This is a genomic window from Anabaena sp. CCY 9910, from assembly GCF_963920875.1.
Taxonomy (GTDB): Bacteria; Cyanobacteriota; Cyanobacteriia; order Cyanobacteriales; family Nostocaceae; genus Trichormus; species Trichormus variabilis.
Genome location: NZ_CAWUDJ010000030.1, coordinates 1 through 24,323, shown reverse-complemented (window position 1 = coordinate 24,323; position 24,323 = coordinate 1). Strand labels below are relative to the sequence as shown.

Annotated in this window: 24 protein-coding genes; 11 read left to right on the top strand and 13 right to left on the bottom strand. The window is 42.5% G+C overall.

Going from position 1 to position 24,323, the window contains the following annotated elements; all coding sequences use genetic code 11:
• Nucleotides 1-81: 81 nt before the first annotated feature.
• The 3 genes from ACM5QX_RS20115 to ACM5QX_RS20105 all read right to left on the bottom strand — a co-directional run bounded on the left by ACM5QX_RS20115 (nt 82) and on the right by ACM5QX_RS20105 (nt 1,604).
• The gene (locus tag ACM5QX_RS20115) at nt 82-459 is read right to left on the bottom strand and encodes a DUF4112 domain-containing protein (RefSeq protein WP_414755124.1); all 378 of its coding nucleotides are present in this window, start codon (nt 457-459) and stop codon (nt 82-84) included.
• A gap of 85 nt (nt 460-544) precedes the next feature.
• Nucleotides 545-1,447 (bottom strand): YihY/virulence factor BrkB family protein, encoded by a 903-nt coding sequence (locus tag ACM5QX_RS20110; RefSeq protein ID WP_414755123.1) that lies wholly within the window; start codon nt 1,445-1,447, stop codon nt 545-547.
• 28 nt (nt 1,448-1,475) lie between these two features.
• Nucleotides 1,476-1,604 (bottom strand): hypothetical protein, encoded by a 129-nt coding sequence (locus tag ACM5QX_RS20105; RefSeq protein WP_414755122.1) that lies wholly within the window; start codon nt 1,602-1,604, stop codon nt 1,476-1,478.
• 131 nt (nt 1,605-1,735) lie between these two features.
• Between ACM5QX_RS20105 and ACM5QX_RS20100 the strand changes: the two genes are divergently transcribed.
• A complete protein-coding gene (locus ACM5QX_RS20100; RefSeq protein WP_414755121.1) occupies nt 1,736-2,209 on the top strand; it encodes a hypothetical protein in 474 nt (157 codons plus the stop codon).
• Nucleotides 2,210-2,316: 107 nt separating this feature from the next.
• On the opposite strand, the gene thrC is transcribed toward ACM5QX_RS20100, so the two are convergent.
• The gene (gene thrC / locus ACM5QX_RS20095) at nt 2,317-3,408 is read right to left on the bottom strand and encodes a threonine synthase (RefSeq protein WP_414755120.1); all 1,092 of its coding nucleotides are present in this window, start codon (nt 3,406-3,408) and stop codon (nt 2,317-2,319) included.
• Between the two features lie 694 nt (nt 3,409-4,102).
• Here thrC and argJ point away from each other — a divergent pair.
• The 4 genes from argJ (at nt 4,103) to ACM5QX_RS20075 (ending at nt 9,115) form a co-directional block, all read left to right on the top strand.
• The gene (argJ, locus tag ACM5QX_RS20090; RefSeq protein WP_414755119.1) at nt 4,103-5,344 is read left to right on the top strand and encodes a bifunctional ornithine acetyltransferase/N-acetylglutamate synthase; all 1,242 of its coding nucleotides are present in this window, start codon (nt 4,103-4,105) and stop codon (nt 5,342-5,344) included.
• Nucleotides 5,345-5,517: 173 nt separating this feature from the next.
• Nucleotides 5,518-5,877 (top strand): VOC family protein, encoded by a 360-nt coding sequence (locus ACM5QX_RS20085; RefSeq protein ID WP_414755176.1) that lies wholly within the window; start codon nt 5,518-5,520, stop codon nt 5,875-5,877.
• Nucleotides 5,878-5,919: 42 nt separating this feature from the next.
• A complete protein-coding gene (locus tag ACM5QX_RS20080) occupies nt 5,920-7,212 on the top strand; it encodes a recombinase family protein (protein WP_414755118.1) in 1,293 nt (430 codons plus the stop codon).
• A gap of 283 nt (nt 7,213-7,495) precedes the next feature.
• The gene (locus ACM5QX_RS20075) at nt 7,496-9,115 is read left to right on the top strand and encodes an ArnT family glycosyltransferase (RefSeq protein ID WP_414755117.1); all 1,620 of its coding nucleotides are present in this window, start codon (nt 7,496-7,498) and stop codon (nt 9,113-9,115) included.
• Between the two features lie 176 nt (nt 9,116-9,291).
• On the opposite strand, the gene ACM5QX_RS20070 is transcribed toward ACM5QX_RS20075, so the two are convergent.
• On the bottom strand, nt 9,292-9,657 hold the full coding sequence (locus ACM5QX_RS20070; protein ID WP_414755116.1) for a hypothetical protein: 366 nt from the start codon (nt 9,655-9,657) through the stop codon (nt 9,292-9,294).
• Nucleotides 9,658-10,030: 373 nt separating this feature from the next.
• Nucleotides 10,031-10,279 (bottom strand): hypothetical protein, encoded by a 249-nt coding sequence (locus ACM5QX_RS20065; RefSeq protein ID WP_414755115.1) that lies wholly within the window; start codon nt 10,277-10,279, stop codon nt 10,031-10,033.
• Here ACM5QX_RS20065 and ACM5QX_RS20060 point away from each other — a divergent pair.
• Nucleotides 10,194-12,101 carry a chloride channel protein gene (locus ACM5QX_RS20060; protein WP_414755114.1) on the top strand — a complete coding sequence of 636 codons (1,908 nt, stop codon included), beginning with the start codon at nt 10,194-10,196 and terminating at the stop codon, nt 12,099-12,101. The genes ACM5QX_RS20065 and ACM5QX_RS20060 overlap by 86 nt on opposite strands.
• A gap of 21 nt (nt 12,102-12,122) precedes the next feature.
• Here the strand turns inward: ACM5QX_RS20060 and ACM5QX_RS20055 are convergent, their stop codons facing one another.
• Nucleotides 12,123-12,536: an AbrB family transcriptional regulator gene (locus ACM5QX_RS20055; protein WP_010996238.1), complete on the bottom strand. Its 414-nt coding sequence runs from the start codon at nt 12,534-12,536 to the stop codon at nt 12,123-12,125.
• Nucleotides 12,537-12,911: 375 nt separating this feature from the next.
• On the opposite strand from ACM5QX_RS20055, the gene ACM5QX_RS20050 reads away from it, so the two are divergent.
• The 3 genes from ACM5QX_RS20050 (at nt 12,912) to pyrR (ending at nt 15,024) form a co-directional block, all read left to right on the top strand.
• Nucleotides 12,912-13,355 (top strand): Rrf2 family transcriptional regulator, encoded by a 444-nt coding sequence (locus ACM5QX_RS20050; RefSeq protein ID WP_011319862.1) that lies wholly within the window; start codon nt 12,912-12,914, stop codon nt 13,353-13,355.
• Between the two features lie 36 nt (nt 13,356-13,391).
• Entirely contained in the window at nt 13,392-14,354 is a 963-nt protein-coding gene (gene cbiB / locus ACM5QX_RS20045) for an adenosylcobinamide-phosphate synthase CbiB (protein ID WP_414755113.1), read from the top strand.
• A gap of 127 nt (nt 14,355-14,481) precedes the next feature.
• Complete coding sequence (pyrR, locus tag ACM5QX_RS20040; protein WP_011319864.1) at nt 14,482-15,024, top strand: bifunctional pyr operon transcriptional regulator/uracil phosphoribosyltransferase PyrR; 543 nt, start codon at nt 14,482-14,484, stop codon at nt 15,022-15,024.
• 144 nt (nt 15,025-15,168) lie between these two features.
• Here the strand turns inward: pyrR and ACM5QX_RS20035 are convergent, their stop codons facing one another.
• The 3 genes from ACM5QX_RS20035 to ACM5QX_RS20025 all read right to left on the bottom strand — a co-directional run bounded on the left by ACM5QX_RS20035 (nt 15,169) and on the right by ACM5QX_RS20025 (nt 18,859).
• Complete coding sequence (locus ACM5QX_RS20035) at nt 15,169-16,116, bottom strand: PrsW family intramembrane metalloprotease (protein ID WP_414755112.1); 948 nt, start codon at nt 16,114-16,116, stop codon at nt 15,169-15,171.
• On the bottom strand, nt 16,109-17,026 hold the full coding sequence (locus tag ACM5QX_RS20030; protein ID WP_414755111.1) for a class I SAM-dependent methyltransferase: 918 nt from the start codon (nt 17,024-17,026) through the stop codon (nt 16,109-16,111). Before ACM5QX_RS20030 ends, ACM5QX_RS20035 begins: the two co-directional genes overlap by 8 nt.
• A 138-nt stretch (nt 17,027-17,164) precedes the next feature.
• Nucleotides 17,165-18,859 carry a DUF3352 domain-containing protein gene (locus ACM5QX_RS20025; RefSeq protein ID WP_414755109.1) on the bottom strand — a complete coding sequence of 565 codons (1,695 nt, stop codon included), beginning with the start codon at nt 18,857-18,859 and terminating at the stop codon, nt 17,165-17,167.
• Between the two features lie 514 nt (nt 18,860-19,373).
• Between ACM5QX_RS20025 and ACM5QX_RS20020 the strand changes: the two genes are divergently transcribed.
• On the top strand, nt 19,374-19,682 hold the full coding sequence (locus tag ACM5QX_RS20020) for an RNA recognition motif domain-containing protein (protein WP_414755108.1): 309 nt from the start codon (nt 19,374-19,376) through the stop codon (nt 19,680-19,682).
• A 113-nt stretch (nt 19,683-19,795) separates the two neighbouring features.
• Here ACM5QX_RS20020 and ACM5QX_RS20015 read toward each other — a convergent pair whose 3' ends face one another.
• Together ACM5QX_RS20015 and ACM5QX_RS20010 are read right to left on the bottom strand one after the other, a co-directional pair.
• Nucleotides 19,796-20,665 carry a polyphosphate kinase 2 family protein gene (locus ACM5QX_RS20015; protein ID WP_414755175.1) on the bottom strand — a complete coding sequence of 290 codons (870 nt, stop codon included), beginning with the start codon at nt 20,663-20,665 and terminating at the stop codon, nt 19,796-19,798.
• A 72-nt stretch (nt 20,666-20,737) separates the two neighbouring features.
• Nucleotides 20,738-21,220 (bottom strand): hypothetical protein, encoded by a 483-nt coding sequence (locus ACM5QX_RS20010; RefSeq protein ID WP_414755107.1) that lies wholly within the window; start codon nt 21,218-21,220, stop codon nt 20,738-20,740.
• A 236-nt stretch (nt 21,221-21,456) separates the two neighbouring features.
• Between ACM5QX_RS20010 and ACM5QX_RS20005 the strand changes: the two genes are divergently transcribed.
• A complete protein-coding gene (locus ACM5QX_RS20005; protein WP_414755106.1) occupies nt 21,457-23,175 on the top strand; it encodes a DUF1565 domain-containing protein in 1,719 nt (572 codons plus the stop codon).
• A gap of 103 nt (nt 23,176-23,278) precedes the next feature.
• On the opposite strand, the gene nadC is transcribed toward ACM5QX_RS20005, so the two are convergent.
• On the bottom strand, nt 23,279-24,142 hold the full coding sequence (nadC, locus tag ACM5QX_RS20000; RefSeq protein ID WP_414755104.1) for a carboxylating nicotinate-nucleotide diphosphorylase: 864 nt from the start codon (nt 24,140-24,142) through the stop codon (nt 23,279-23,281).
• Nucleotides 24,143-24,323 lie beyond the last annotated feature (181 nt).

The following is a 24,323-nucleotide window of genomic DNA, read 5'->3' as shown; positions in this document are numbered from 1 at the left end:
CAACACTCGTTAAGGCATTCTACAGCAGAAATTGGAGAATGGGGAGATGGGGGAGAGTAACTGTTGACTGTTGACTGTTGACTAATGACTATTTAAGTGTTTTTCTATTAGCTTGATATTATATTCGTTTGCTGTCCATGCAAAGTCAAATAGGTCACCGATGATGGGAAAACTACCTAATAAACTATCAATGATGATATTAAATATCATTCTACTCAATATCTTTTTAGGCACACCTAGCCGCCTTGCTTCAAAGACGATGTAACTAGAAAGTATTAAGCCTAAAACATCACCGCCAATAGGTATAAATCCGATCAGTGGATCTATACCAATAGCTATTGGTGTACCAGGAATAGTGATTACTGTATCTAACAAGCGGCTTAATTTACGTAGGCGCTTGATGGTAACTGCTTGAGCATTATAGTCAATATAAGGAAATTTGGGAGAAGAATTAGGCATTCAGGCGATCGCTCATTGTTCGCAATAAAATTGTTCAACATTTTACTGCTATTTGTAAAATTTACAATAGTTGTCACGATACTTATTAACGAACCTCTTGTGCTAGATCCTGGGATGCTTTTGAGCGCATATCTTCACCGACAGTTACGTTTAATTGATCGCCGATTAGCAAAACAGCAGCACTCATCCACAGCCACAGCATTAAAACTATCACTGTCCCCACAGCACCATAAACTTTGTTATAGTTACCAAAATTTGCTACATACAGCCGAAATAAAGCAGATAGAATTGCCCAGAAAATTGCGGCGATAATTGCTCCTGGCATTATGGGTGTACCTGGTTTCCAAACACTAGTCCCATAACGATAAATAAAACTAAAGGCCGTAGCCACAATTCCTAATGCTAAAGGCCAGCGTAGTAATTGCCACAAATGCAATAGAAAAATTAAAGCACCATTTTCATTTACCACCATTCCCAACAATAAATCACTGATAAACACTAAGAAAGAAGCCAGTACCAACAGCAAGATAGTACCGACTGTTAAGCCTAAGGACACAAGTTTAGACTTCCAAAAGGGGCGCATCTTTTCTTGAGGGATTTGATGGATTTGATCAAAGGCAGTCATAGCAGTACTTACAGCACCGGAAGCTGTCCAAATAGCAATGACAAAACTCAGAGAAAACAAGCCACTGTTTCGAGAGTTGGCAATTTCTCTACCAGCAAACTCTCGAATTAATACCATTGCTTCTTCTGGTGCGACTTGGCTTAATTGCGCCGCTAGTTGTCTAAAGGTGTCTTGCAAAGAGTCTGCAAAGAAACCAATGGCAGTGAGTACGGCGAGAATTGCCGGAAATAAAGATAACATCGCATTGAAGGCAATTTCGGAACCCAGTCCCAACAGCCGCCTTTCCGTTGTCCTAGTAAACGTTTTCTTGAGGGTGCGCCAATTCAGGTGACGAAAGAAGCGAACAAAACGAGACTGAACCATGATTTTTAGTGATGGCAGATAAGTTTCCTTAAATAATGTGCCAGATTTGACTGGCGATCGCATCTACCGGAAAACTGGTTATGCTAAGTTGCTTATCTGCCTTTACGTTGTATTGACACAGTACTGAGCCAAAATGTGCAACGCAGAAGTTGTGCATTTCGGCTCACACTTGTTTTATACAGAGAAGCAGTTATACTTTGTTTGTTTTATGAGTGTACTAACTAAAACTGCTTATTTAAAGAATAATTGCCTTTATACAGTCCAAAAATAGGAGAAGCAGGTAAATAAATGGCTGAAAGTAGTGAAATTGGCCCACACCTAACACAACAGTGGCTAACAGAAATCCAAACACTGAAGCAGCAGTTAATAGAACAGCAACAAGAACGCGATGCTGCTTGGGAAAGTGCTGAAAAGTGGCGTAAACTCTACAACACAGAAGCAGAACAACGCCGCACAGATACGGATTTCTTTCGCCAAACGATCGCCTCCCTCAAAGCCGAGATTCAACAACTCAAGGGAATTGACGGGCAAACATTACCCGATGCGACAACTAGCGTCGGCGTGCAGCAGGAGTTGGCACAAATTCGCACTGTGGAGGATTTGAAAGCCAAACTAGTTGAAGTGATCAAAGAACGCGATCGCCTACGCCAAGCTTTGAAAACCGAGCAAGAAAACCACGCCCAAACCCGCAAAAGTTTAACTACTGCTTTGGGTGATGCAATTGATAGTCTGGCAAAGGAACGAGGGCGGGGTGGAGAGTAGGGATGTAGGGGTGTAGGGGAGCAGAGGGAGCAGAGGGAGCAGAGGGAGCAGGGACAGTAATGAGTAATGACAATTGTACAGACGCGATTAATCGCGTCTCAAAACTCTTAAAATCCCATTGCCTTGGCTACAGAGCTTAAATCTGCTTCAATGCCTTGTTTAAATTGGCTGTGACTGTGTTTGATTGCTGTGTCTGGGTCTTTAAGACCATTACCTGTGAGGACACATACTACCGTTGCGCCTGTGGGTACTTGGTCTTTGACTTTTAATAAGCCGGCGACGGAAGCAGCGCTGGCGGGTTCGCAGAAAATACCTTCTGATGATGCCAATAGTCGGTATGCGTCAAGAATTTCTTCATCAGTAACGGCGTTAAAGCTTCCTTGACTGGCTGATTGGGCGGCGATCGCTTTATCCCAACTTGCTGGGTTACCGATGCGAATGGCGGTAGCGATGGTTTCGGGATGGGATACAGGCTGACCATTTACCAAGGGGGCTGCACCGGCTGCTTGAAAGCCCATCATCTGGGGTAGGCGATCGCATTTCCCTGCTTGATGATATTGACAAAAACCCATCCAATATGCTGTGATATTTCCCGCGTTACCAACTGGGATGCACAACCAGTCTGGGGCATTACCCAAAGCATCAACAACCTCAAAGGCTCCTGTTTTTTGACCTTCCAAGCGATAAGGATTAACTGAATTCACCAGCGTGATGGGATAGGTTTCCGCCATCTCGCGGACAATTTCTAAGGCTCTATCAAAGTTGCCTTTAATTGCCAATACTTCTGCGCCATAAAGAAGTGCTTGCGCCAGCTTACCCAAAGCCACATAACCATCGGGAATTAGTACAAAAGCCTTCATTCCGCCACGACGGGCATAGGCTGCGGCTGCGGCTGAGGTATTGCCTGTACTCGCACAAATAACCGCTTTGGCTCCAGCTTCCTTCGCTTTGGAAATCGCCATAGTCATCCCCCTGTCCTTGAAGCTGCCAGTGGGGTTGAGACCATCGTATTTCACGAACACACTTACTTGTCTACCGATACGTTCTGCGATCGCTGGCACCGGAATTAAAGGGGTGTTACCTTCCAACAAAGTTACAACTGGCGTTTGTTCACTGACAGGTAAGTACTCACGATAGGCTTCTATCAGTCCGGGCCAGGGTTGGCGATGAGATTTAGCAACAGACAAGCTCAAAGTCACAGGATTTAAAAGTTTTTCGCTAAGGATTGGATATTGAAGATTTTCATAAGTGGGAAAGTTAAAGAAGGAATGTGTTTAAACTTTAGTCCCTCTTTTTGCGACTTTTCCTTCCAGAAGATTAATATTATCTCTTTTTGTAAAAGTCTTCTACTGCCCATTGTATAAATGTCAGTTTATCTCAAAGTGGGGATTGGGGATTGGGCGAAAATCTTAAAGTAAGTTCTCCCCCTGCCTCCCCTGCCTTTTCGGGAACTTTGTATGATTTTTTAAGTTCAATACTGTCCGTGAAATTTCTTAATAATCTTTATACAAAAAATAAATAATGGGTATTACTCCTCAGGGCAAAAGTGATATACTGTGCTAAGTAGATGCACCCTGATGATCTGGAGAGCTGCCCAAGTAGCTCTCCTTTTTTACTTGATTGGGAAGCAGGGAAAAGAAGTAATAAGCTGTTACGCATTTAAATTGTATATTTCGCACTCAGGTTGTCAAAAGTCCAAAGTCCAAGCTAGCCTTTGACTCTGGACTCTTGACTATGGACAGCCCTGACGCAAGAATATTTGATCTAGGTGCGTATCAGCTTACCTCATGTCAAGAATTACAAATTAGGAATTACGAATTACAAATTACAAATTGCGAATTGATATAATCGCCAGTCAAGCCACTAAGTTTAGTTGTAAGGGTAAAAATAAAGATGGCAGACTGGCAGGAAATTACTGGTGGAATTACAGCACCAAAAGGTTATCGGGCGGCGGGAATTACAGCAGGACTCAAACCTTCGGGGTTGCCAGATTTAGCTTTGATAGTATCAGACGTAGAAGCGATCGCAGCTGGTGTATTCACAACCAGTCAAGTAAAAGCTGCTTGTGTAGACTACTGTCGCCAACGTTTACAAGCCAAGCAAAGCGCCCGCGCCATCCTCTGTAATGCTGGACAAGCCAACGCCGCTACAGGTAGTCAAGGTATTAAGGATGCAGAAGAAAGCGCCGATTTGTTAGCAAAAGAGTTAAATATTTCCCCCGAATCAATTTTGTTGGCTTCCACTGGGGTAATTGGTCGACGAATTAAAATGGATGCCTTACGCAACGGTATTCCTAAACTCGTAGCATCCCTTACTGATGCAGGCTCAGATGCAGCCGCCGGGGCAATTATCACTACAGATTTGGTCACAAAATCTATTGCCTTAGAAACCACTATAGGCGATCGCCCAGTCCGCATTGGTGGTATCGCCAAAGGTTCAGGGATGATTCATCCCAACATGGCGACAATGCTGGCTTTTGTTACCTGTGATGCCGCAGTTTCCCCTCATCTTTGGCAACAGATGTTAACTAGGGCAGCCGATAGAAGCTTCAATTCCATTACAGTAGATGGAGATACCAGCACCAATGATAGTTTACTTGCCCTAGCCAATGGACAATCTCGCACCCCAGCAATTACTGAAGTAGGTGCAGAATCAGAAAAATTAGAGGCCATGCTAACAGCAGTATGCCAGCATTTAGCCAAGGCGATCGCTCGTGATGGAGAAGGTGCAACCTGTCTTATAGAAGTGCAAGTTACAGGCGCACATGATGAACAAGCAGCTAGACAAATCGCCAAAACTATTGCCGGTTCATCATTAGTGAAGTCTGCAATCTTCGGTCGTGACCCCAACTGGGGGCGCATCGCCGCCGCCGCCGGACGCGCAGGTGTTCCCTTCGAGCAGGAAAACCTGCAAATTCAGCTAGGAAATTTTTTACTTTTAGATAATGGTCAACCTCTCCCCTTTGACCGCGCCGCCGCCAGTGCGTATTTAAAACAAGCCGCTACAGGTGCTTATCTTCAACAAGATACCGTCTTAATTTCCGTCAACGTTGGTAATGGTCACGGCACCGGCAAAGCTTGGGGATGCGATTTAAGTTACGACTACGTGAAGATTAATGCTGAGTATACAACTTAGGATTGGGGAGAAAAAAGTAATACCAATTTGAAAAAAGAATGCGACAAATAAACCATCCGTAGAGACGCGATTCATCGCGTCTTCTTTTGCCGTGGATTGGGTAATTGTCTGTAGGATAGAAGATGAAAAGCCATCACTTACGATGGACGGAACGCCATCGCTCATTACCAACAATGCAGATTACCCAAGGTCTTCATACAGCTATTCTTGTGACTGACTTAGAACGCTCGGAACAGTTCTATGGTCAAGTGTTGGGATTGTCCAAAATTGACCGTTCGTTAAAATATCCGGGTACATGGTATCAAGTCGGTAAATATCAAATTCATCTCATCGTTGCGTCAGATGTACCCACAGACAACCCCAACGAAAAATGGGGACGTAATCCCCATATTGCTTTTTCTGTCACCGACTTAGAAGCAGCCAAGCAAGAGTTAATTAACAAAAACTACCCCATTCAACCAAGCGCCTCCGGTCGTCCCGCACTCTTCACCCAAGACCCAGATGGGAATATTATCGAATTAAGTCAGCAGTAATAGTTAACGGTCAACTGACAACTGACAACTGACAACTAACTAATGAAAATTATCGCCTACACTTACACCGACCCTCTCTTAGAAACTTCTCCTGTACAGGTTAATTGGGAGTGGGAGGTGGAACGGGTGTATGCGGATTTGGGACAGCGTTCAGAATTGCAGCAATTATTTACTGATTGTCAAGCTGAATCTTGTGATTATTTAATTGTGAGGCGTTTGGAGGAATTAGGGGATAATTTAGAGGAGGTAAGCGATCGCCTCAATCAGTTAGAAGCAATGAGTATAGGCATCATCGCTATAGAACAAGCCTACAATTCAGAAACTTCTCATCTGCGGGCTGATTTGCTGAGATTGTTACAGGAAATTCAACGTCAACATCGTAGTCGTCGCATTCGTCAAGGACACGCTCGTAATCGTCTGGATGCTGCACCACCTCCTGGTAAAGCACCCTATGGTTATCGCAGAGGTAAAGATAAATATATTCTCGACCGTAGCACCGCCCCAGTTGTGAAGGATTTTTTTGATAACTTTTTACTCTATAGTTCTCTGCGTGGTGCAGTTCGTTACTTAGCCAAAAAATACGGTAAGAAGATTTCTGTCACCACTGGTAAGCGTTGGTTAACTAATCCTGTTTATCGCGGGGACACCGCTTATCAAAATCGGGAAATTATCTCTGATACCCATATTCCCATTATTTCTAGAGACGAAGCTGCCCAAGTTGACCGACTTCTACGCCGCAATAGCCGCTTACCTTCCCGCAGTGCTAGCGCGCCTCGTTCTCTAGCTGGGTTGGTTGTTTGTCAGCAGTGTCAGTCGCACATGACAGTTACCCGCGTCACCCAACGCCATCAAGATAAAGAGTATCTTTATTTACGTCCCATCAAGTGTCCTCAAAGCCCCAAGTGTCGAGCTATTGCTTATCAAGATATATTGGAACAGACAATTGCCAAGGTTTGCAGTGAATTACCTTTGGCGGTAGCAGGGATGAATTTTCCCCAATTGGATAATGTTAAGAATAGTTTAAAAGCAGCGATCGCTCATCAACAAAATATACTGCAACAATTACCTAATCTAGTAGAAACTGGTATTTTAGACACAGAAACAGCCAAGTTAAGAACTTACAAACTCCGGACAGAAATTTCTACACTACAAGCAAAATTAGCAACCCTTCCTCCGGTAAATTTGCTATCTGTTGCTCAGGCAGTTTCTATACCCCAATTTTGGTTAGATTTATCAGAATCCGAGCGCAGATTTTACCTGCGAGAATTTATCCGGCAAATTGAAATTATTCGTCAAAATCAACACTGGGATTTACAAGTAATTTTTATTTTTTAGTCAGTCAACACTCACCACTCAAGAGTTTTTCTTTCCTATACCCTGACTCTAGTCACCATTTTTACCAAAAGTTTGTATCATTTTAAAATGACAAAAATTATTAAATAAATTGAAGCAAAATTTAGGGAAATTTCCCAAAAAAATTATCGCTGCTCAGAGAAAATTGAGCTAACCTGGGAATTTAGTATTTATTCAGTAAACAAGTTGTTACTGGGTGGCACATTAGAGATTCACTTTGATCTCTATGTAATCAAACCAACAAGTAAAATGATTATCATAGAATATGCAGGAAGGAAGCTTTATTTGGGGTCATCTGGAAAGACAGCACCGTGCAGTTGATAAATGGATTGATCGCTTATGGCTGGTAGTGTTGTTAATTGCAGCATTACTATTATTCAGCGTTAACTTAGGAGGATTACCCCTGCAAGATTGGGACGAGGGAACTATAGCCCAAATCGCTAGGGAAATAACACAAGAATCGGCCAATTCCATACGTTGGCTATATCCCACCCTCAGAGGGCAACCTTATCACGATACACCGCCTCTCATGCACATAGTGATTGCAGGGGCTTACCATTTAGGAGGCGTGAATGAATGGACGACACGCTTACCTGGGGCAATTTTAACTGCCTTATCAGTACCATTACTATATTGTCTTGGTAGAGAAATATTTCGTCAACGCTGGGCAGCGATTTATAGTGCCTTAATCTACTTAACAATGTTGCCAGTAGTCCGTTATGGGCGCTTGGCAATGTTAGAAGGGGCGGTGGTGAGTTTCTTGTTGGTGATGATGCTGTGTGTGTTGCGATCGCGTCGAGATTTACGTTACTGTCTGGGCATAGGTTTAAGTTTAGGATTAATTTGTCTCACCCAAGGACTATCCGGCTTTTTATTAGGTGCAGTCGTCCTTGTGTTTTTGTTTTGGGATACACCAAGACTACTTACCAGTTATTATCTATGGATAGCGATCGCCATTGGAATTTTGCCTGTAGCTGGTTGGTATGGCGCTCAACTACTACACTATGGCAATGATTTTGTCCAGAATGGCCTACTTCTTCAATCCCTACAACAAGCGGGTATAGTTAACCACAAGAATGCTCAACCATCTTGGTTTTACATCGTTGAACTCCTCAAGTGGACTTGGCCTTGGTTAATCTTCTTACCACAAACAACCAAGTTACTTTGGGAAAATCGCAATCTTAGCTGGGCAAGACTCATACTTGTATGGAGCATAGTTTATTTGCTACTCATTTCTCTCATGAGCGTGAAACTTGCTTGGTACATATTCCCCATTTACCCAAGCCTAGCCTTAGCTTTTGGCGCACAGTTAGCAGAAATAGAAAACTTACCTTTACTGTCATCCTATCCCCGTGCTTGGGTAGCTGGTTTGTCAATCTTAGCCGTGGTAGCTTCAGCTGCTAGCATTCACTTTAGTTGGGGAATAGCTGCCAAAACTGACTTACAGCTAATTTTTGCCGCAGTCGCTTTGACGATGATTATGGGAGCGATTTTAGCAGAACGAGGCGACGGACAATTTCTCAAAATATTGTTTTGGGGTAGTTATATTTCCCTGCTGCTGTTGATGAAATCTAACTACTGGGTTTGGGAATTATGGCAAGCTTACCCAGTAAAACCTGTAGCGGCAATGATAGAGAAAGTAAATCCAGCTGCAAAGAAGATTTATACATCTTTTCCCTATCATCGCCCATCATTAGACTTTTATAGCGATCGCCATATTATTCCCGCCTCTGCCGAAGAACTAAAACATCATTGGCACTACGACAGACAACCATATCTACTCATCAGCTCATCAGATTTCCAGCACCTGCAATTAGACTCCGTTCAGCTATTAGACAAAACTGGAGGTTGGCAATTAGTAACCAAAGAAACCAATCGATTGTAAAAAAAGTGCTAAGTGATGTTAGAGTTAAGGACTTCCAGGTAAAAAAATATGCAAAATGTAGTGTGCGTCAGTGCGATAGAACCTAAATATAATCATAAATTATTCATACTGACGCACCCTACCAAACTTATTTCTCCCTGCCCTTTGCCCCCTTCTCCCCTGCCTCTTAAGAGTCCCTACTTAACCTCCTCAGTCCCCGGCTGTAATTGCTGATTATAATTTGTCTCTTGTTGAGTAATAGTCATCATCCCCAAGAAAATAGCACTTCCCACAGCTAAAGCTACCAAAGGACGCTTAAAAAGGATAAAATCTCTTATAATTCTAGCTATAGGACTACTTTGACGACGTAGAGCGGAACAGATCATGATCTGATTTAGCGTGAAGGGGTCACGAACATAATGGCCGCTTTGACAGACCACGACTCGTTCCTGACAATGCGGACAAGTAAATAAACCTATATAACTTTTGATTGGTTTTGCCTTAGCGTATCTTTGGCAAATTGGGCAAGTAACGTAATGATTATCAAAGGTGTGTGTATTCATCTACCTCGTCCGCTAGTCCATTTACTCGCTATATTAAGAATACCCATATTAAGTTCCCCAGCAATACTTAGTAGACACGCCAGTGTAGTATAAAAGTATCCTTTAACCACCCACACGGTTGTATTTCTACTAAGGACGACTTAATGGTTGCAACACGAGTATAGCTAGATTTAAGGAAATATGTCTCTTGTTTTTCGCTGATTTTTCACCTGTTCACTCAGTGCGTACATACCATACTCTTACGTTTAAGAAAGAGAATTACTATTTAGAAAATATGGGTTAGGGTAACATCCTTGCTTTGTGTACGCACTACATAACAGCTACTTACACTTTGTGATTTGCCATTGTTACTTTCTGATCCATCTTTTCTCATTTAACCATTATCTCTAGAAAAATATGGTTTAGCAAAATTTTTTTTAGCTACAGATTGTAAATTTGGTTTACCAAATTTACTTGTCTGGTTGATAAATAATGACTGACAATGAGAAATAGCAAATAAAAATTTACATTTTTTCTTACATTTACCTCGCCTTTCAATGACTCTACTGCCTCCCGCTGAGCTGAGGAAGGTAACAGAACCATCTGCTTTTCCTACACCTTCCGCCCAAGTCACACATCTCATTAACCGATTTCAACTTTCCCCAGAAACTATCGTGTTGTTTTTAGCCGTACTCATTGGCGGTGGCACCGGTATGGGGGTGGTGACTTTTCACTATTTGATTGAGCTGATTCACCACCTGATGCTAGAAAATTTGATGGGTGCAATTGGTGTTTGGGGTGCTTGGACATTAGCCCTTGTCCCGATTTTAGGAGGGCTAATAGTTGGATTAATGCGCTGGCGCACACAAGACTTTGGCCCTGGACTATCCTCACTCATTGCCGCTTCTGAGGGTGGCGAAATCAAAGGACAATTGCGTCCTGTCACAAAAATGTTAGCGGCTGCGGTTTCTTTGGGGAGTGGTGCTTCCTTAGGCCCAGAGGGCCCAAGTGTGGAAATTGGCGCTAATTTCGGAATGCTGTTGTCCTTAATATTACAAGTCTCACAAGAACGTCAGCGTTTACTTTTAGGTGCTGGTGCGGCAGCTGGCTTGGCAGCTGGATTTAATGCGCCAATTGCTGGGGTATTTTTTGCCTTAGAAGTAGTCATGGGGGCTACATCTTTTGCCACTTCCGCCGTGAGTGTAGTGCTGTTGGCGGCGGTAGTAGCGGCTTTAATTGCACAAATTGGTTTAGGGGCGCAACCCGCCTTTGCTTTACCAGTTTATCAAGTCCGTAGCCCTTTGGAACTGCCTCTTTATCTGGGGTTGGGGTTGGGTGCTAGTTTAGTCTCTGTAGCTTATAAACAATCTATTAATTGGGGAAAAGCTTGTTTTGCCGGTGCGATTCCTGGGTTTCAATTTTTAGGTAAAATTCCTCAGCCGATTCACCCCATCATCGGGGGTTTTATTATCGGCATAGTAGCTTTAAAGTTCCCACAAATTTTAGGCATCGGTTATGGCACAGTACAAGCGATGCTGCAAGATGTCAAATTTTCTCTGGATTTGTTATTGATATTATTGGTTTTAAAGTTGCTGATGACAGCCATTAGTGCGGGTAGTGGTTTTGTTGGCGGTTTGTTTGCACCGGCAATGTTTTTAGGCGCTTCCTTGGGTTCAGCTTATGCAAAGATTCTCACCCTCATAGCGCCAGGAATTGGCGAATATATGGCAGCACCTCCAGCTTACTCAATGGTAGGTATGGCTGCTGTTTTAGCTGGAAGTGTGAGAGCGCCGTTAACCTCAATTTTAATGTTATTTGAACTTACCCGCGATTACCGAATTGTTTTACCTTTAATGGCGGCTGTGGGCTTAAGTGTATGGCTAGTAGAAAGGATTAAACCCAATACTAATTCTCATACTAATTTACAGCAAATTGGTCTTTCAATTCCGAAAGACCAAAAAGTAGAAATTTTGCAGCAAATTTTAGTAGAGGATGCTATGCTTGCTTGCCCAAAAAAGCTACCTGCAACTTTGGGCATTTTAGAAGCTGCTAGGGAAATGATCAGCGATCGCACACGCAGCGCTCTAGTTATTGATGACGCAGAACAACTAGTTGGGATTATCTCCCTAGAAGACCTCAACCGTACCCTTTCTCTATGGCAAAATTACCCGAATTCTGCAAGTGAAATCCAAAGTAATTTAACCAATCAAAGCATCATCGATATCTGTACAAAAGAGATCCTCTATGCTTGGCGTGATGAACCTTTGTCTGAGGCTTTAGACCGCATGGAGGTTAGAGGTTTACATCAGTTACCTGTGGTAGCACGAGATAACCATGACCATATTCTAGGGTTGCTAGATAAGGAGCAAATCGCATTAACGTGTAACTTGGCAGTCACACGCCAGACACTTTACCGTTTGGTTAGTAGTCACCAGTCATTGGTCAGTGAAAAAATCAACAACTGACAACTGACAACTAACTATTAATTATGCTGTAGCTTCTGCGATTTCCAGGATTTCTCTTTCTTCGCCATCTACTTGTCTAAGACGGATGTGCTTTTTCCCTAAAGTGATGACAAACTCATCTCCTGGCTTGAGGTTCATCTGTTTTGTATAAGCTGAACCAATCAACAAGTTGCCATTCGATTGCACACTAATTCTATAACTAGCGCTCCGTCCACCACGTCCGTTGGCATTAGGAGCGCTATCTAACTGAATGCCTTCCGCATCAATTAGGGCGTTCAAGAATTTCATCATATTGACACGCTCTATACCATTTTTGGTAACGGTATAGTAGCCACACTGTTTAGCTTTTTCTTCTTTGCTAAGGTTCTCTAGCTCTTTGACTTTTTTGAGCAGTTCTTCACCGACTAGGGGTTCTATTTTTTTCTGTTTAGGCATCAACTTAGGTCAAAAATCAGGGGTTTAAGTAGTTGAATCGATTTTATTTTAGCTGACGTTGAGCTAATAGGAACAATATCCTTTAGTTTTTATCTCAGCCTAGCCAAGTATATTACACTCATAAGCAAAATTGTTGCACAATTACCAATATTTGCAAGACAATTTAATTTTGATAATCGGGATAACTATATATAGTTAATCAATCACTGCTAAACTATATTTATTTAAGTTTTCTAAAGTCGAGTAAAAAGTTGTCTCCTTAGTCGGCTTGATTGTTAAGGAGAAAAATGATAAGTAAAACTGATCCTTAGTCATTGGTCATTAGTCATTAGTGATGAAAAAACAACTGACAACTGACAATTGACAACTAACAAAATGAAACTAACAACCAGAGGACACTATAGTGTAAAGGCTTTGCTGGACTTGAGTTTGCAACCTAGCTATGGCCCTGCATCTGTGAAAGCGATCGCTAAACGTCAAGATATCCCAGCTCCATACCTAGAAAAATTACTAATAGAAATGCGTCGTGCTGGCTTAGTCAAATCAATTCGAGGTAGCATTGGTGGCTATCAACTAGCACGAGAACCAGCAAAAATATCCATAGGACAAATTTTAGAGGCAGTCGATGAAACTATCACTAATTTACCCCGTCATACTCCGACCCCAGCACAAACAGAAGATTGGGTAACATTTAGCCTTTGGCAAAGACTCAACCAAAAACTAAAAGAGGCTTTGTATAGTATTACTTTGGCAGATTTGTATTACGATGCTCGTAGCTGGCAAGCTTCTCTCGGAGAAGAAGCAAATTTTGTGGTTTAACAATCGTCAGTTTTCGGTTGACATTTGCTTTCATTCATGACCAACAACATCTATGTCTTAATCGTTGCTGTAATTTTAGATTATTTAATAGGTGATCCTTGGGGTTGGCCTCATCCGGTACAAGTTATGGGATGGGTAATTTCGTGGTTGAGCAAAGTTTTTCTGCAACTGTGTCAAAAATCTCTAACACAACGCCTAGCTGGGATTGTTCTGGCAATAGTTTTGATTTTTGGTAGCGGTGGGGTTGGTTGGTTAACAATTCAAATAACGAGATGGCTAAATCCTGTTTTGGCGATCGCGCTAGAAAGTATTATGTTAGCTAGTTGTTTTGCTTTGAAAAGTCTAGCCAAAGCAGCTATTGATGTTTTACAACCTTTAAAAGCAGGAGATTTAAAACTAGCTCGGCGAACTTTGAGTAATTATGTTGGTCGAGATACAGACGGCTTACCAGAATCAGAAATCCTCCGAGCAGTTTTAGAAACAGTTACAGAGAATGCGACAGATGGGGTAATGGCTCCATTGTTTTACGCTATTGTTGGTATCTGCATTCCCCATGTGGGGCCAGTTCCTCTGGCTTTGGCATATAAAGCCAGCAGCACCCTCGATTCGATGGTGGGTTACAAAGAAGCACCATATACATATTTAGGATGGTTCAGTGCGCGGCTAGAAGATTACTTAACTTGGTTACCTTGCCGCTTGACAGTGATAACTTTAGGATTATTATCAGGTAAGCCTGGGGATGTGTGGCGAATTTGTCGCCGTGATGCAGTTAATGATCCTAGTCCCAACTCAGGTTGGAGTGAATGCGCCTATGCAGCCATTTTGGGTGTACAGATGGGGGGAACAAATTGGTATCGTGGAATAGCCAAGCAAAAACCGCTCTTAGGAGATCCCACTTCTCCCATCAACCCGCAACACATTCAAACAGCTTTGCAACTGACTAGATATAGCTTTTTGCTCTGGCTAGGTGTGGCGATCGCTATACTCCTGATACGCTAAAGGTATGAGGGAGAAGAAGCAGGGGGAGCCAAGAGGAAAACTTGCTCAAATATTTTCCCTCTTTCCCCCTACCTCAACTCCTAACTTCCCCCACTCCCTATTAACTCATTCCCAGGGGTATCGTTCTATGGCTACGCCTGTCAAAGTGGTTGAAATTCTTTCCGCCGAAGACCTCCGCCGTACTTTAACGCGATTGGCATCTCAAATCGTTGAAAGAACACGGGACTTATCTCAATTAGTCCTGTTAGGTATTTACACTAGGGGAGTTCCACTAGCCGAATTACTAGCACGTCAAATTGAAACTCTGGAAGGTATTAATGTCGGTGTAGGAGCCTTAGACATCACCTTCTATCGGGATGACCTTGACCAAATTGGTTTACGAACGCCAGCTAAAACCAGCATTACTCTTGACTTGACCGGGAAAACAGTCGTTTTGGTAGATGATGTCATCTTTAAAGGAAGGACGATTCGTGCAGCTTTAAATGCCGTTAACGAGTACGGTAGACCGGAAGTAATTCGTCTAGCAGTGTTGGTTGACAGGGGTCATAGGGAAGTCCCCATCCATCCAGATTTTGTTGGTAAGCAGTTACCCACAGCTAAAGAAGAAGTGGTCAAAGTTTATTTACAAGATTGGGACGGTAGAGATGCGGTGGAGTTAGTTGGTTATTAAATGTAAAAAATCATCTACGAACTGCCCGGTAGTTTGATTTATAGCTGTCGCCAGTACAACCTAGACACAACAAGATTTTTCACCCAATCCCCAATCCCCAGTCCCCAATTACCGCAGATATTATTAAAAATGGCGATCGCTAGATCAATGTCGTAAATATAAATAAATTAACCAAGCCAGGATTCCGAAAGCTAAATTAGTTAAAAACCGACTCATAATCAGCCAAAAAAAATCAGGCGAAAAAATCTGTGCTGGACTCAAGGGACTAATAACTCTCGCTAAAAGGAACAGCCCGAAAATGGCATTACCGCCCAGCATAAGGGCAAATAATACTAAACCCCTTTGCCAGTAACGATGGAGGGAAGTATGACCAGATATTAAATGAACGGGACGCTGGGATGTAACTTGACGCAGTAATTGTTCCATACGCCAAAACATCCACACCAATAACGGAAAGAAACCATAGCTGAGGAAACGTAGAGGTGGTGAATAACGCCAAGCACTAGAAAGTACATTGACGAGAGCGTGAAAAATCACCGAGTTAATCCCCGCTCGTACCAACAAATTTTTGTAGTGATTTAATCGCTCATTTGTATGAAGATATTTCCCCAAGGCGTATCCCCAAGGAGCAGAAAACATGGCGTGTACTGGTGTGCCAATACTCCGCTCAAGAATTGTTGCTGTGCCATGATAAAGATAAATCCAGTTTTCTTCTGCGGTGAATCCTAACGCCGCCGCAATGGTAAAGAGAAAAATGCTACTAGATGTGAGATGATAACGACGTTGAAAATAATAGTGGGCGACAACAACTGCTAATACCTTGCAACCTTCCTCAATCGGGCCGATCGCTAGCAGTTGACGTAAAGCGATACCAAAAAGCGATCGCTGTATTCTTTGCCAGTTTAATACCCAATTGGCTACAGAATCAAAAACATATTCTAAGCCCAAGGCCAGAAAACCAGATATTGCCCCCAACAGAAATAACCACAACAGCACAGATAAAGGCGGGGCATGGGGTACACGATAATAGTAGTACCCCAAAAATATTAATGGTGGAAGCACCGCCCACAGCAACAGGAATAAATCAGTCACGCACTTGAGCAATAACTGTGCGATGACGAGGGCTATTTTTAGTAATGGTGGGAGTTTGGAAACCAGCCTCTATTAAAGTCTGCTCAATATCCAAAGCGAAATATTGATCCATGTATGGTTCAGTGCTTTTGAGCAGTGTCAAAATGTAGGGCGGCATTTTCTTGTAAGCTTCCGATTGCGGATTCATGTCCATAATAGATATGTGACCACCAGGACGCAATATACGCCGTACCTCTGCGAAAATCTTTTGGGTTGCTAATTGGGGTAATTCATGGCAAATCAAGAAAAGCGAAACTAAATCAAAAGCTCTATCTGGTAATCCTGTAGACTCGGCTGTAGCATGAATCCAATTGATTTGAGCCTGACTTTGTTGGGCGCGATATTTAGCCACAGCCAAGAAATAAGGAGACAAATCCAAACCTGTAACTTGAGCATGGGGATAAGTTTCTTGTAGGGTAAATGTACTTAAACCCACGCTACAACCCAAGTCGAGGATGTCTCTCGGTTGAGGAACTCGGACTTTGAGAATGTCGTGATAACTTTGGCGCAGTTTTGCGTCACCGTCGGCTTTCCCATCCTGCCAAATTCCTGCATGGACAGTACGCGCCGCAACTTCCAGTTCAAAAGCTGCTTGCCAACTTAAATCCCCCTCATCGTAGCCGTGGAATGAAGTCAGGTAGTAATCTGGGTAGGTGATTTGCGGATTTTGTACTTGAGCAAAATCTTCTGTCCAGTCACGGGCTTGTAATGTCTTGACTTCATTGATCCAAGGTACGCCAATTCTCTGGGCCCGTTTAATCATCATTTGCCGAGCTTGGTGCTTGGCGAAGTTGGCTAGAGGCTTAATGGCCAGTATGCCATTCACCAAGCGAGAAGCTATACCAGGAGCTTTGTTTACAGCAACAGTCATAAGTCGGTTTGCATTGAACAGCCTTTTTTACTTATGACATATTTGCGGGATGCAAATCTACTAAACCAAGGTAAAACTTAAAAGTTGACAGCACCGCCAGATACCCGACTTCTCTAAGAAGTCGGGTATCTTAAATGGCTACTTTGCTGTACTAGGTTTGAGGGCTAACAACATCTCTACTTGACTCAAGGATTTATTGGGGCTATTAGCAGTGATACCCAAACCCCGAATAGAACTGAGAACCGCGTTAGCTTCTGGGGGGATAGGTTGCTGTGTTTGGGTGGCAAAACGATTGAATAAGGCCATCGTTCTGTCCATATCTAAATAGAAGTAGCCCCCGTTTGGTTTTTGTAAAGAACCTGCAATGGCTTTAAAATTGTCGCTGTTGTCTAGGGTTTGACTCTTGGCGTTCGCCAAAGCTTCCGCAACAGGGCCGCCAACTGCTAAAAATACGGTATCTTGGTCTAACCAACCGTGGGCGAATAAAGCTCCTTGTTGAGGAATTTGCCATTCGGTAACGTCTTTACCACCAATATTTCTGGTAGTGATGTTGATTTGTTGAGTTTTGGCGAGAGTATCCAGCTTTGTCAAAGTGGCTTCTGCGGTTTTGCGATCGCTCGTATCAAACACCCAAGCGCCACCAAAACCTATGCTAGCTAATACACCTTGGTTCGAGGGAATTGCACCAAAAGCAAATTCTTGATCCATCCAGCCAAAAATGTCTTTATCCAGGTCGAGATTAACTAGTTTGGTCTGTGCGCGTACTTGTTCAAGCGCTTGCTTAAATTCTGGATAATCTTTTGATTGTTCGACAACTGTTGACCACCCTTTACTAATCCCTTGTCCACTGATGAGGGCAAAAGTCTCAGCCGGAAATTGGCCTAATATTTTCGATTCGGTGTTCTGATATTGGAATTGATTCAGTTGGGGATCTAAATTAGCGATCGCTTTTAATCGTAACCCTGCATCATCCACCCCCACACCCGCAGCCATCGATTTTACTTGATCCAGTTGTTTCAAGGTTTGGGGATTTACCTGATTTCCTTGGGGACTTGCGGCTATCAGTTGTCTCACCATTCCCGGATAATCAGGAATGTAAACTTGAGCTAGGGAATTTTTTACATCCACACCCTTGCTGAGAATACTATTAGCTCCTTCTTTAGCCGCAAAGGATGGTTGACCTTTATAGGTATCTATAGCTTTTTCTACAATTGGTTTTTCTGGAGAAAACACCAAGTAGCTATTATTCAAGACAGCACTATATGTTGGCGCTCCAGTTTCAGCCTGAGTTTGTGTAATTTTTTCCCCTTTATAGTCAGTTTCCTGGGATTTGACCCCCTTTTGTGCTTTTAATTTATTGGCAAAATTTAACGCGCTCAGTTTATCTTTAATCCCAACTACCATTAAAATTTGTGGTTCCTGGCGTAGAGCGATCGGTGGATTTGCTCCAGGTACAGGTTCATTAAATTGAGCAGGTTTCGCTGCATTGGGAGGTAACACAGCCAGCATCACCCCACCAACCCAAGGTTTGATATCTTTTTCGTAGGAAATGTTGCCATCCTTCGACATTTCTTTATTAAAATCTTCCAACCCCTTAGCGACTAACTTTTGTGCTTCAGGTGTGCCGAATTGTTGTAACTTTTCCCATGCTTGTGGATCAGTGGTAATGTAGGTAGCCATTAATGCTGTTGAAGGCACTAGTTTAGCGCTACCTAAAGCACCAGAACTATCCCCAGAAGGCCCTTTAAGATACATATAGGCAGCTACACTTCCCGCTACGACTACAGCCGCGCCAACAACAGGAATTAAAAGTTTTGATTTAGTTTCTGGCATTGTTTAATCCTCTTTCGCTTAAATTGTCACTAAGGGTACTGTAGACCTTCCGGAATTGTTCCCAATTCCTCAGCATTTTTTAGAATTTATGTGTAAAAATTAGCAATTTGCTAACAATAAGTAATTAAAGTTTCCAAAAAGTACTTCAAAAGTATCAAGCTCGAATCCGTAAATGATACAAAAAGAACCTAAGGAGGAAAGAATAACATTTTGGGCGTTGCCAACTTACCTCGCAAATATACAACGGTAAAAAAGGAACTAAAGGCCGTTTATGAAGTTAAGATGAGATTAACCATAAATAATCATAGGTATTTAAGTATCGATCGCCTTTATAAACTTATGTAACGGTTTTTGTAACTCTCCCCCGATAGTTGGTTGCTGTGCCATACTAGAAAGTGAGAGTTAATTCGGCGACCGCGTTTGTTTTTAGTATTGACGGGCTTTTCCTTTTGGTATTTACAGACTTTTCTCCGAAACCTAAATCTCTACGTACCTATGATTTCGGAGACAATCTATGTCAGTTTATGTAGGCAATCTTTCTTACGACGTTACAGAAGATAGTTTGAATGCGGTTTTTGCAGAATATGGTTCTGTAAAACGTGTTCAGCTACCTACCGATCGTGAAACAGGCCGGATGCGCGGCTTTGGTTTTGTGGAAATGGGTTCAGATGCTGAAGAAACAGCAGCCATTGAAGCACTTGATGGTGCTGAGTGGATGGGGCGTGACCTCAAAGTAAACAAGGCTAAACCAAAAGAAGATAGAGGTTCTTTTGGTGGTGGTAATCGTGGTGGCTATGGTGGTGGCGGACGTAATCGTTACTAAGCTTGATTGATGTGATGCTTGAAGCTTAACACATTGATTTAGCACATTCATTGCAATTAATAATGGCTCAGGCAGAAATGCTTGAGCTTTTTTATTGCGAATTTTAAATTGATTCAAGCTTCCTGTTCTAAAATATACTTAGCTTTTAAAAGTTCTTGCCGATGTTCTTCACTAACTGTAGGATACTTAAGATTCAGCTGCTTTAACTTAGCACAGATAATATCAGCCACTACAAGACGTGTAAACCATTTGCGATCGGCTGGGACGATATACCAAGGGGCCCAGTCAGTACTCGTATGCTGAAAAACCTCTTCATAAGCCTGCATATAATCATCCCAGAAGGCCCTTTCCCGCACATCATTTACAGAAAACTTCCAATTCTTCTCTGGATATTTAATCCGTTCTAAAAACCGCCTTTTTTGCTCAGATTTGGAGACATTCAAAAAGAATTTAAGAATGATCACCCCATTGTTGACTAAATATTTTTCAAAATTATTAATTTCCTCAAAACGCTGTTTCCATATCTGATTCCCTTTATGATTATGAGGAAGTTGTTGCTTGTTCAGAATTTCTGGATGTACCCGAACTACTAGTAATTCCTCATAATAAGAACGGTTGAATATACCAATTCGTCCCCTTTCTGGTAGAGCTTTTGATGAACGCCACAGATAATCATGATCTAATTCTTCATCACTAGGAGCTTTAAAACTAAACACCTGAAACCCCTGGGGATTTACACCAGACATTACGTGTTTAATCGTACTATCTTTACCAGCTGCATCCATTGCTTGAAAGATAATCAACACAGCATAGGTATTTTGAGCATAGAGAATATCTTGATACTGAGCTAATTGTTGAATATTTGCCTGTAATTTTTGGGCTGCTTCAGCTTTTTCGTGATATCCGTCTTGATAAGCAGGATCATAATCCTTTCGCAGAGAAATTTTTGACCCTGGGGTGACAATAAAAGCATCCTGATTCATCAAAATCAAGTTACCAATCTAAATTATCTTTGTTATGTAATATCAAAGACAGCAATTACTCTGATACTTTTGTTATTTCTTAACTTTTTGTCTTTTATGGTGAGGACGCATTGCTTCTCGACCTAGAAGAAACATCCCCGCTATACCCAAGCTGACAAACCAAATGTATTGATACCAATATTGCCGAATCTGCTCAACAGTGTTTAGTTCTGGGTGCAAAGTGTTCAAATAAAGTACTAATACTAGTACTATCAACGCACCAAAACCTACGAAACTTAATCCAATAAAGATCCTGGCAGGTCGCAATTCAAAATCGCTAATTTCTTCTAAATCAATTTCTGCCAGTTCCTTTAAAGACTCGTCTGCAACTGTAGACGCTACTTGCAAACCATTACCCAGTTTTGGAGGTAATAGTGGAGCCAGGGTAGCAACAGTAGGGCGACGCAGTAAAGCCTCTGTACTGCACAAAATTTCTAATGGCTTACGAATTGTATCCGATCGCGCAAATTCTACATTATCAGGAGTTGGGGCGGTGGCTTTGTTTTCAAAATCCATATCACGCCTAAACAAGTAACAGGATTATCAATAGCCTAACTAATTAACTAGGTTGAATGCAAATGTTTATTCCGTCCATTATCCTATGCGAATATTCTCATACGGCGCTTAGTTTTATGAAGACTTTTCTGGAATATCTCAGGCTTATTTAGTAGTCATTGTTGCAAATTTTAGCGATCGCCACCTATTTCCAAGGTTAGCGCTAGGATGGCTATGTATTTTTAAATGGTATAAATATGGCGCAAACTTTTTACGTAAATCCAGCTACAGGCAATGATGCAAATCCTGGTAGCCAAACAGATCCACTCAAGACGATTACCCAAGCTCTCAAGGTTGCCTCTCCTGATACAACTATTCAACTGGCAAACGGTAGTTACAATGCTGCAAGTGGTGAAGTTTTTCCTCTCACAATCCCCTCTAGCGTCAAAGTGGTAGGTAACGAAACCAGCAAAGGCAGCAATATTTTAATAGAAGGTAGTGGAAACTACCTCAGCCGTACTTTTGCGGGACAAAATGTCACTTTTGTACTTCTGAACAACGCCGAACTGCGAGGCGTAACTGTCACAAATCCGGCTAGTCGTGGCAGTGGTGCTTGGATAGAATCAACTACACCTACCGTTGCTAATTCCACCTTCATCAACTGCAAACGTGAGGGAGTGTTTGCTACAGGTGATGCCAACCCAGTAATTATTGGTAATGTATTTACAGAGAATGCCGCTAATGGAATAGCGATCGCTAAAAACTCCAAAGGACAAATTCAAGGTAATATCTGCTTTAAAACTGGCTTTGGCATCGCAGTCAGCGATACCGCATCACCCACGCTGATAGATAACAAGATTTACGAAAATCGTTCAGGCATAGTTGTTTCTGGTACTGCTCGTCCCATATTGCGTAATAATCTCGTTGAAAATAATACTGATGATGGTTTGACGGTCATTGGTAATGCTCTACCGGATATAGGTAATACTAGTAATCCTGGAGGTAATACCCTACGCAATAACGCCAAATTTGATTTGCAAAATGCTAGTTCCAATAAGTTGATTTCTACAGGTAATCAAATAGACACAACTAAAGTCTCAGGCAATGTAGAGTTCATAGTCAGTCAGGTTCCAACACCAACACCAACCCCAACCCCGACACCAACACCAACACCAACCCCAACACCAACCCCAACACCAATCCCAACCCCAACACCAACCCCAACACCAACCCCAACACCAATCCCAACCCCAACACCAACCCCAACCCCAACCCCAACACCAACCCCGACACCAACCCCAACACCAACACCAACCCCAACACCAACACCAACCCCAACTCCAACCCCAACTCCAACACCAACTCCAATCCCAACTCCAACACCCAAACCTATAAATTTAAAAGATATTGGTAATCATTGGGCAGCACCATTTATTCGGGAGTTAGTACAACAAGGTATAGTGAGTGGTTTTCCTGATGGTACCTTTAAACCAGATGCGACAATGACAAGAGCGCAATATGCAGCCTTGTTAGTCAAAGCCTTCAACCCATCACCAAATCGGGCTGTAATTAGATTTAAAGATGTAGCAGAAAACTTCTGGGCATTTAAAGTAATCCAGCAGGCGTATCAAGGTCTATTTCTTGCTGGTTTTCCTGATAACACCTTCCGTCCCAACGACAACATTCAACGAGTACAAGTGGTAGTCTCATTAGTAAATGGACTAGGACTTGGCGTATCTAATAACGTTGCAAATACCATCAAAGCATTTGATGATCAAGCCAAAATTCCTGACTATGCCAAAGACGAAGTAGCAAAAGCTATAGAAAAAGGCATAATTGTTAACTACCCAAACATCAAACAACTCAACCCCACCCGCGACGCTACACGCGCAGAGGTAGTGGCAATAGTTTATCAAGCTTTAGTGGATGCTGATCGTGTAGCGGCGATTAACTCGCCTTATATCGTAAATGGTTAGTTTGTAAGTTGATTTCTAAGGTTGGGCTTCTCAGCTTGTTTTTATCTAGTCAGAATCCCAACCCTTCTTATCGAAATTGGAATTATGGCGATCGCCCCAGTAATTATTCAATCTTCATACTCAAGTCCAACCACTTTGATTGAGTAATCGGCGCACTACTAGAAATGTAATCAACACCAGTCTCAGCCACAGCGCGAATAGTTTCCAAGGTTACATTCCCAGAAGCCTCAATTTTCACACCATTATCCTGCTGACGAATCAACTGCACCGCCTGACGCATCAAATCCACAGGCATATTGTCCAGCATAATAATGTCAGCTTTATATTCCAAAGCCTCTTTTACCTGCTCAATAGTTTCCGTCTCTACTTCTATGGTTAACGTATAAGGAATCTGAGCGCGGATACGGGTAATAGCTTTACCAATTCCTCCAGCCGCCGCAATATGGTTGTCTTTAATCATCACCGCATCATCCAAACCCATCCGATGATTAGTCGCCCCACCCACAGCAGTCGCATACTTTTCTAAAAGTCTCAGTCCCGGTGTAGTTTTGCGCGTATCGACTAAGCGGGCAGGTAAATCTGCAATTTTTTCTACATATGTATTGGTTAGCGTTGCAATGCCACTCAATCCCATAGCCAAGTTAAGAGCCACCCGTTCCCCCATCAACAAAGCATCCAGCGAACCATGAATTTTAGCCACAACCTGTCCCGGTTCACAGAACGCACCTTCATCAACAGTAGTCACAAAGCTAACTTTTTCGTTTAAAAGCTGAAATACCCTTGCTGCAATTGGTAATCCAGCAATTACCCCTGGTGCTTTCGCTATCCACTTCGCTGATCCTAGAGTAACATCTGCGGCTAACAGACCATTCGTAGTGCGATCGCCCCTACCAACATCCTCCAACAACCACCCACGCAATAACGGATCTAACACCAGCCAAGGCGGCAAAACACCAGCTTTACTCACGACTCTATTACTTCCCTAACAACTTTCAGGAATACTATAGCCTAAAACCCTCACCCCATAAGCTTTGTAGCGACAGCAAATAAAAGGCGAAAAAATTTTTGAGAAAGTAGTTGACAAGGAAGAGTGGGTTAGATATATTGGATAAGTGCCTGAGAGAGGGGCGCGACGAAGCGCCGCTCGG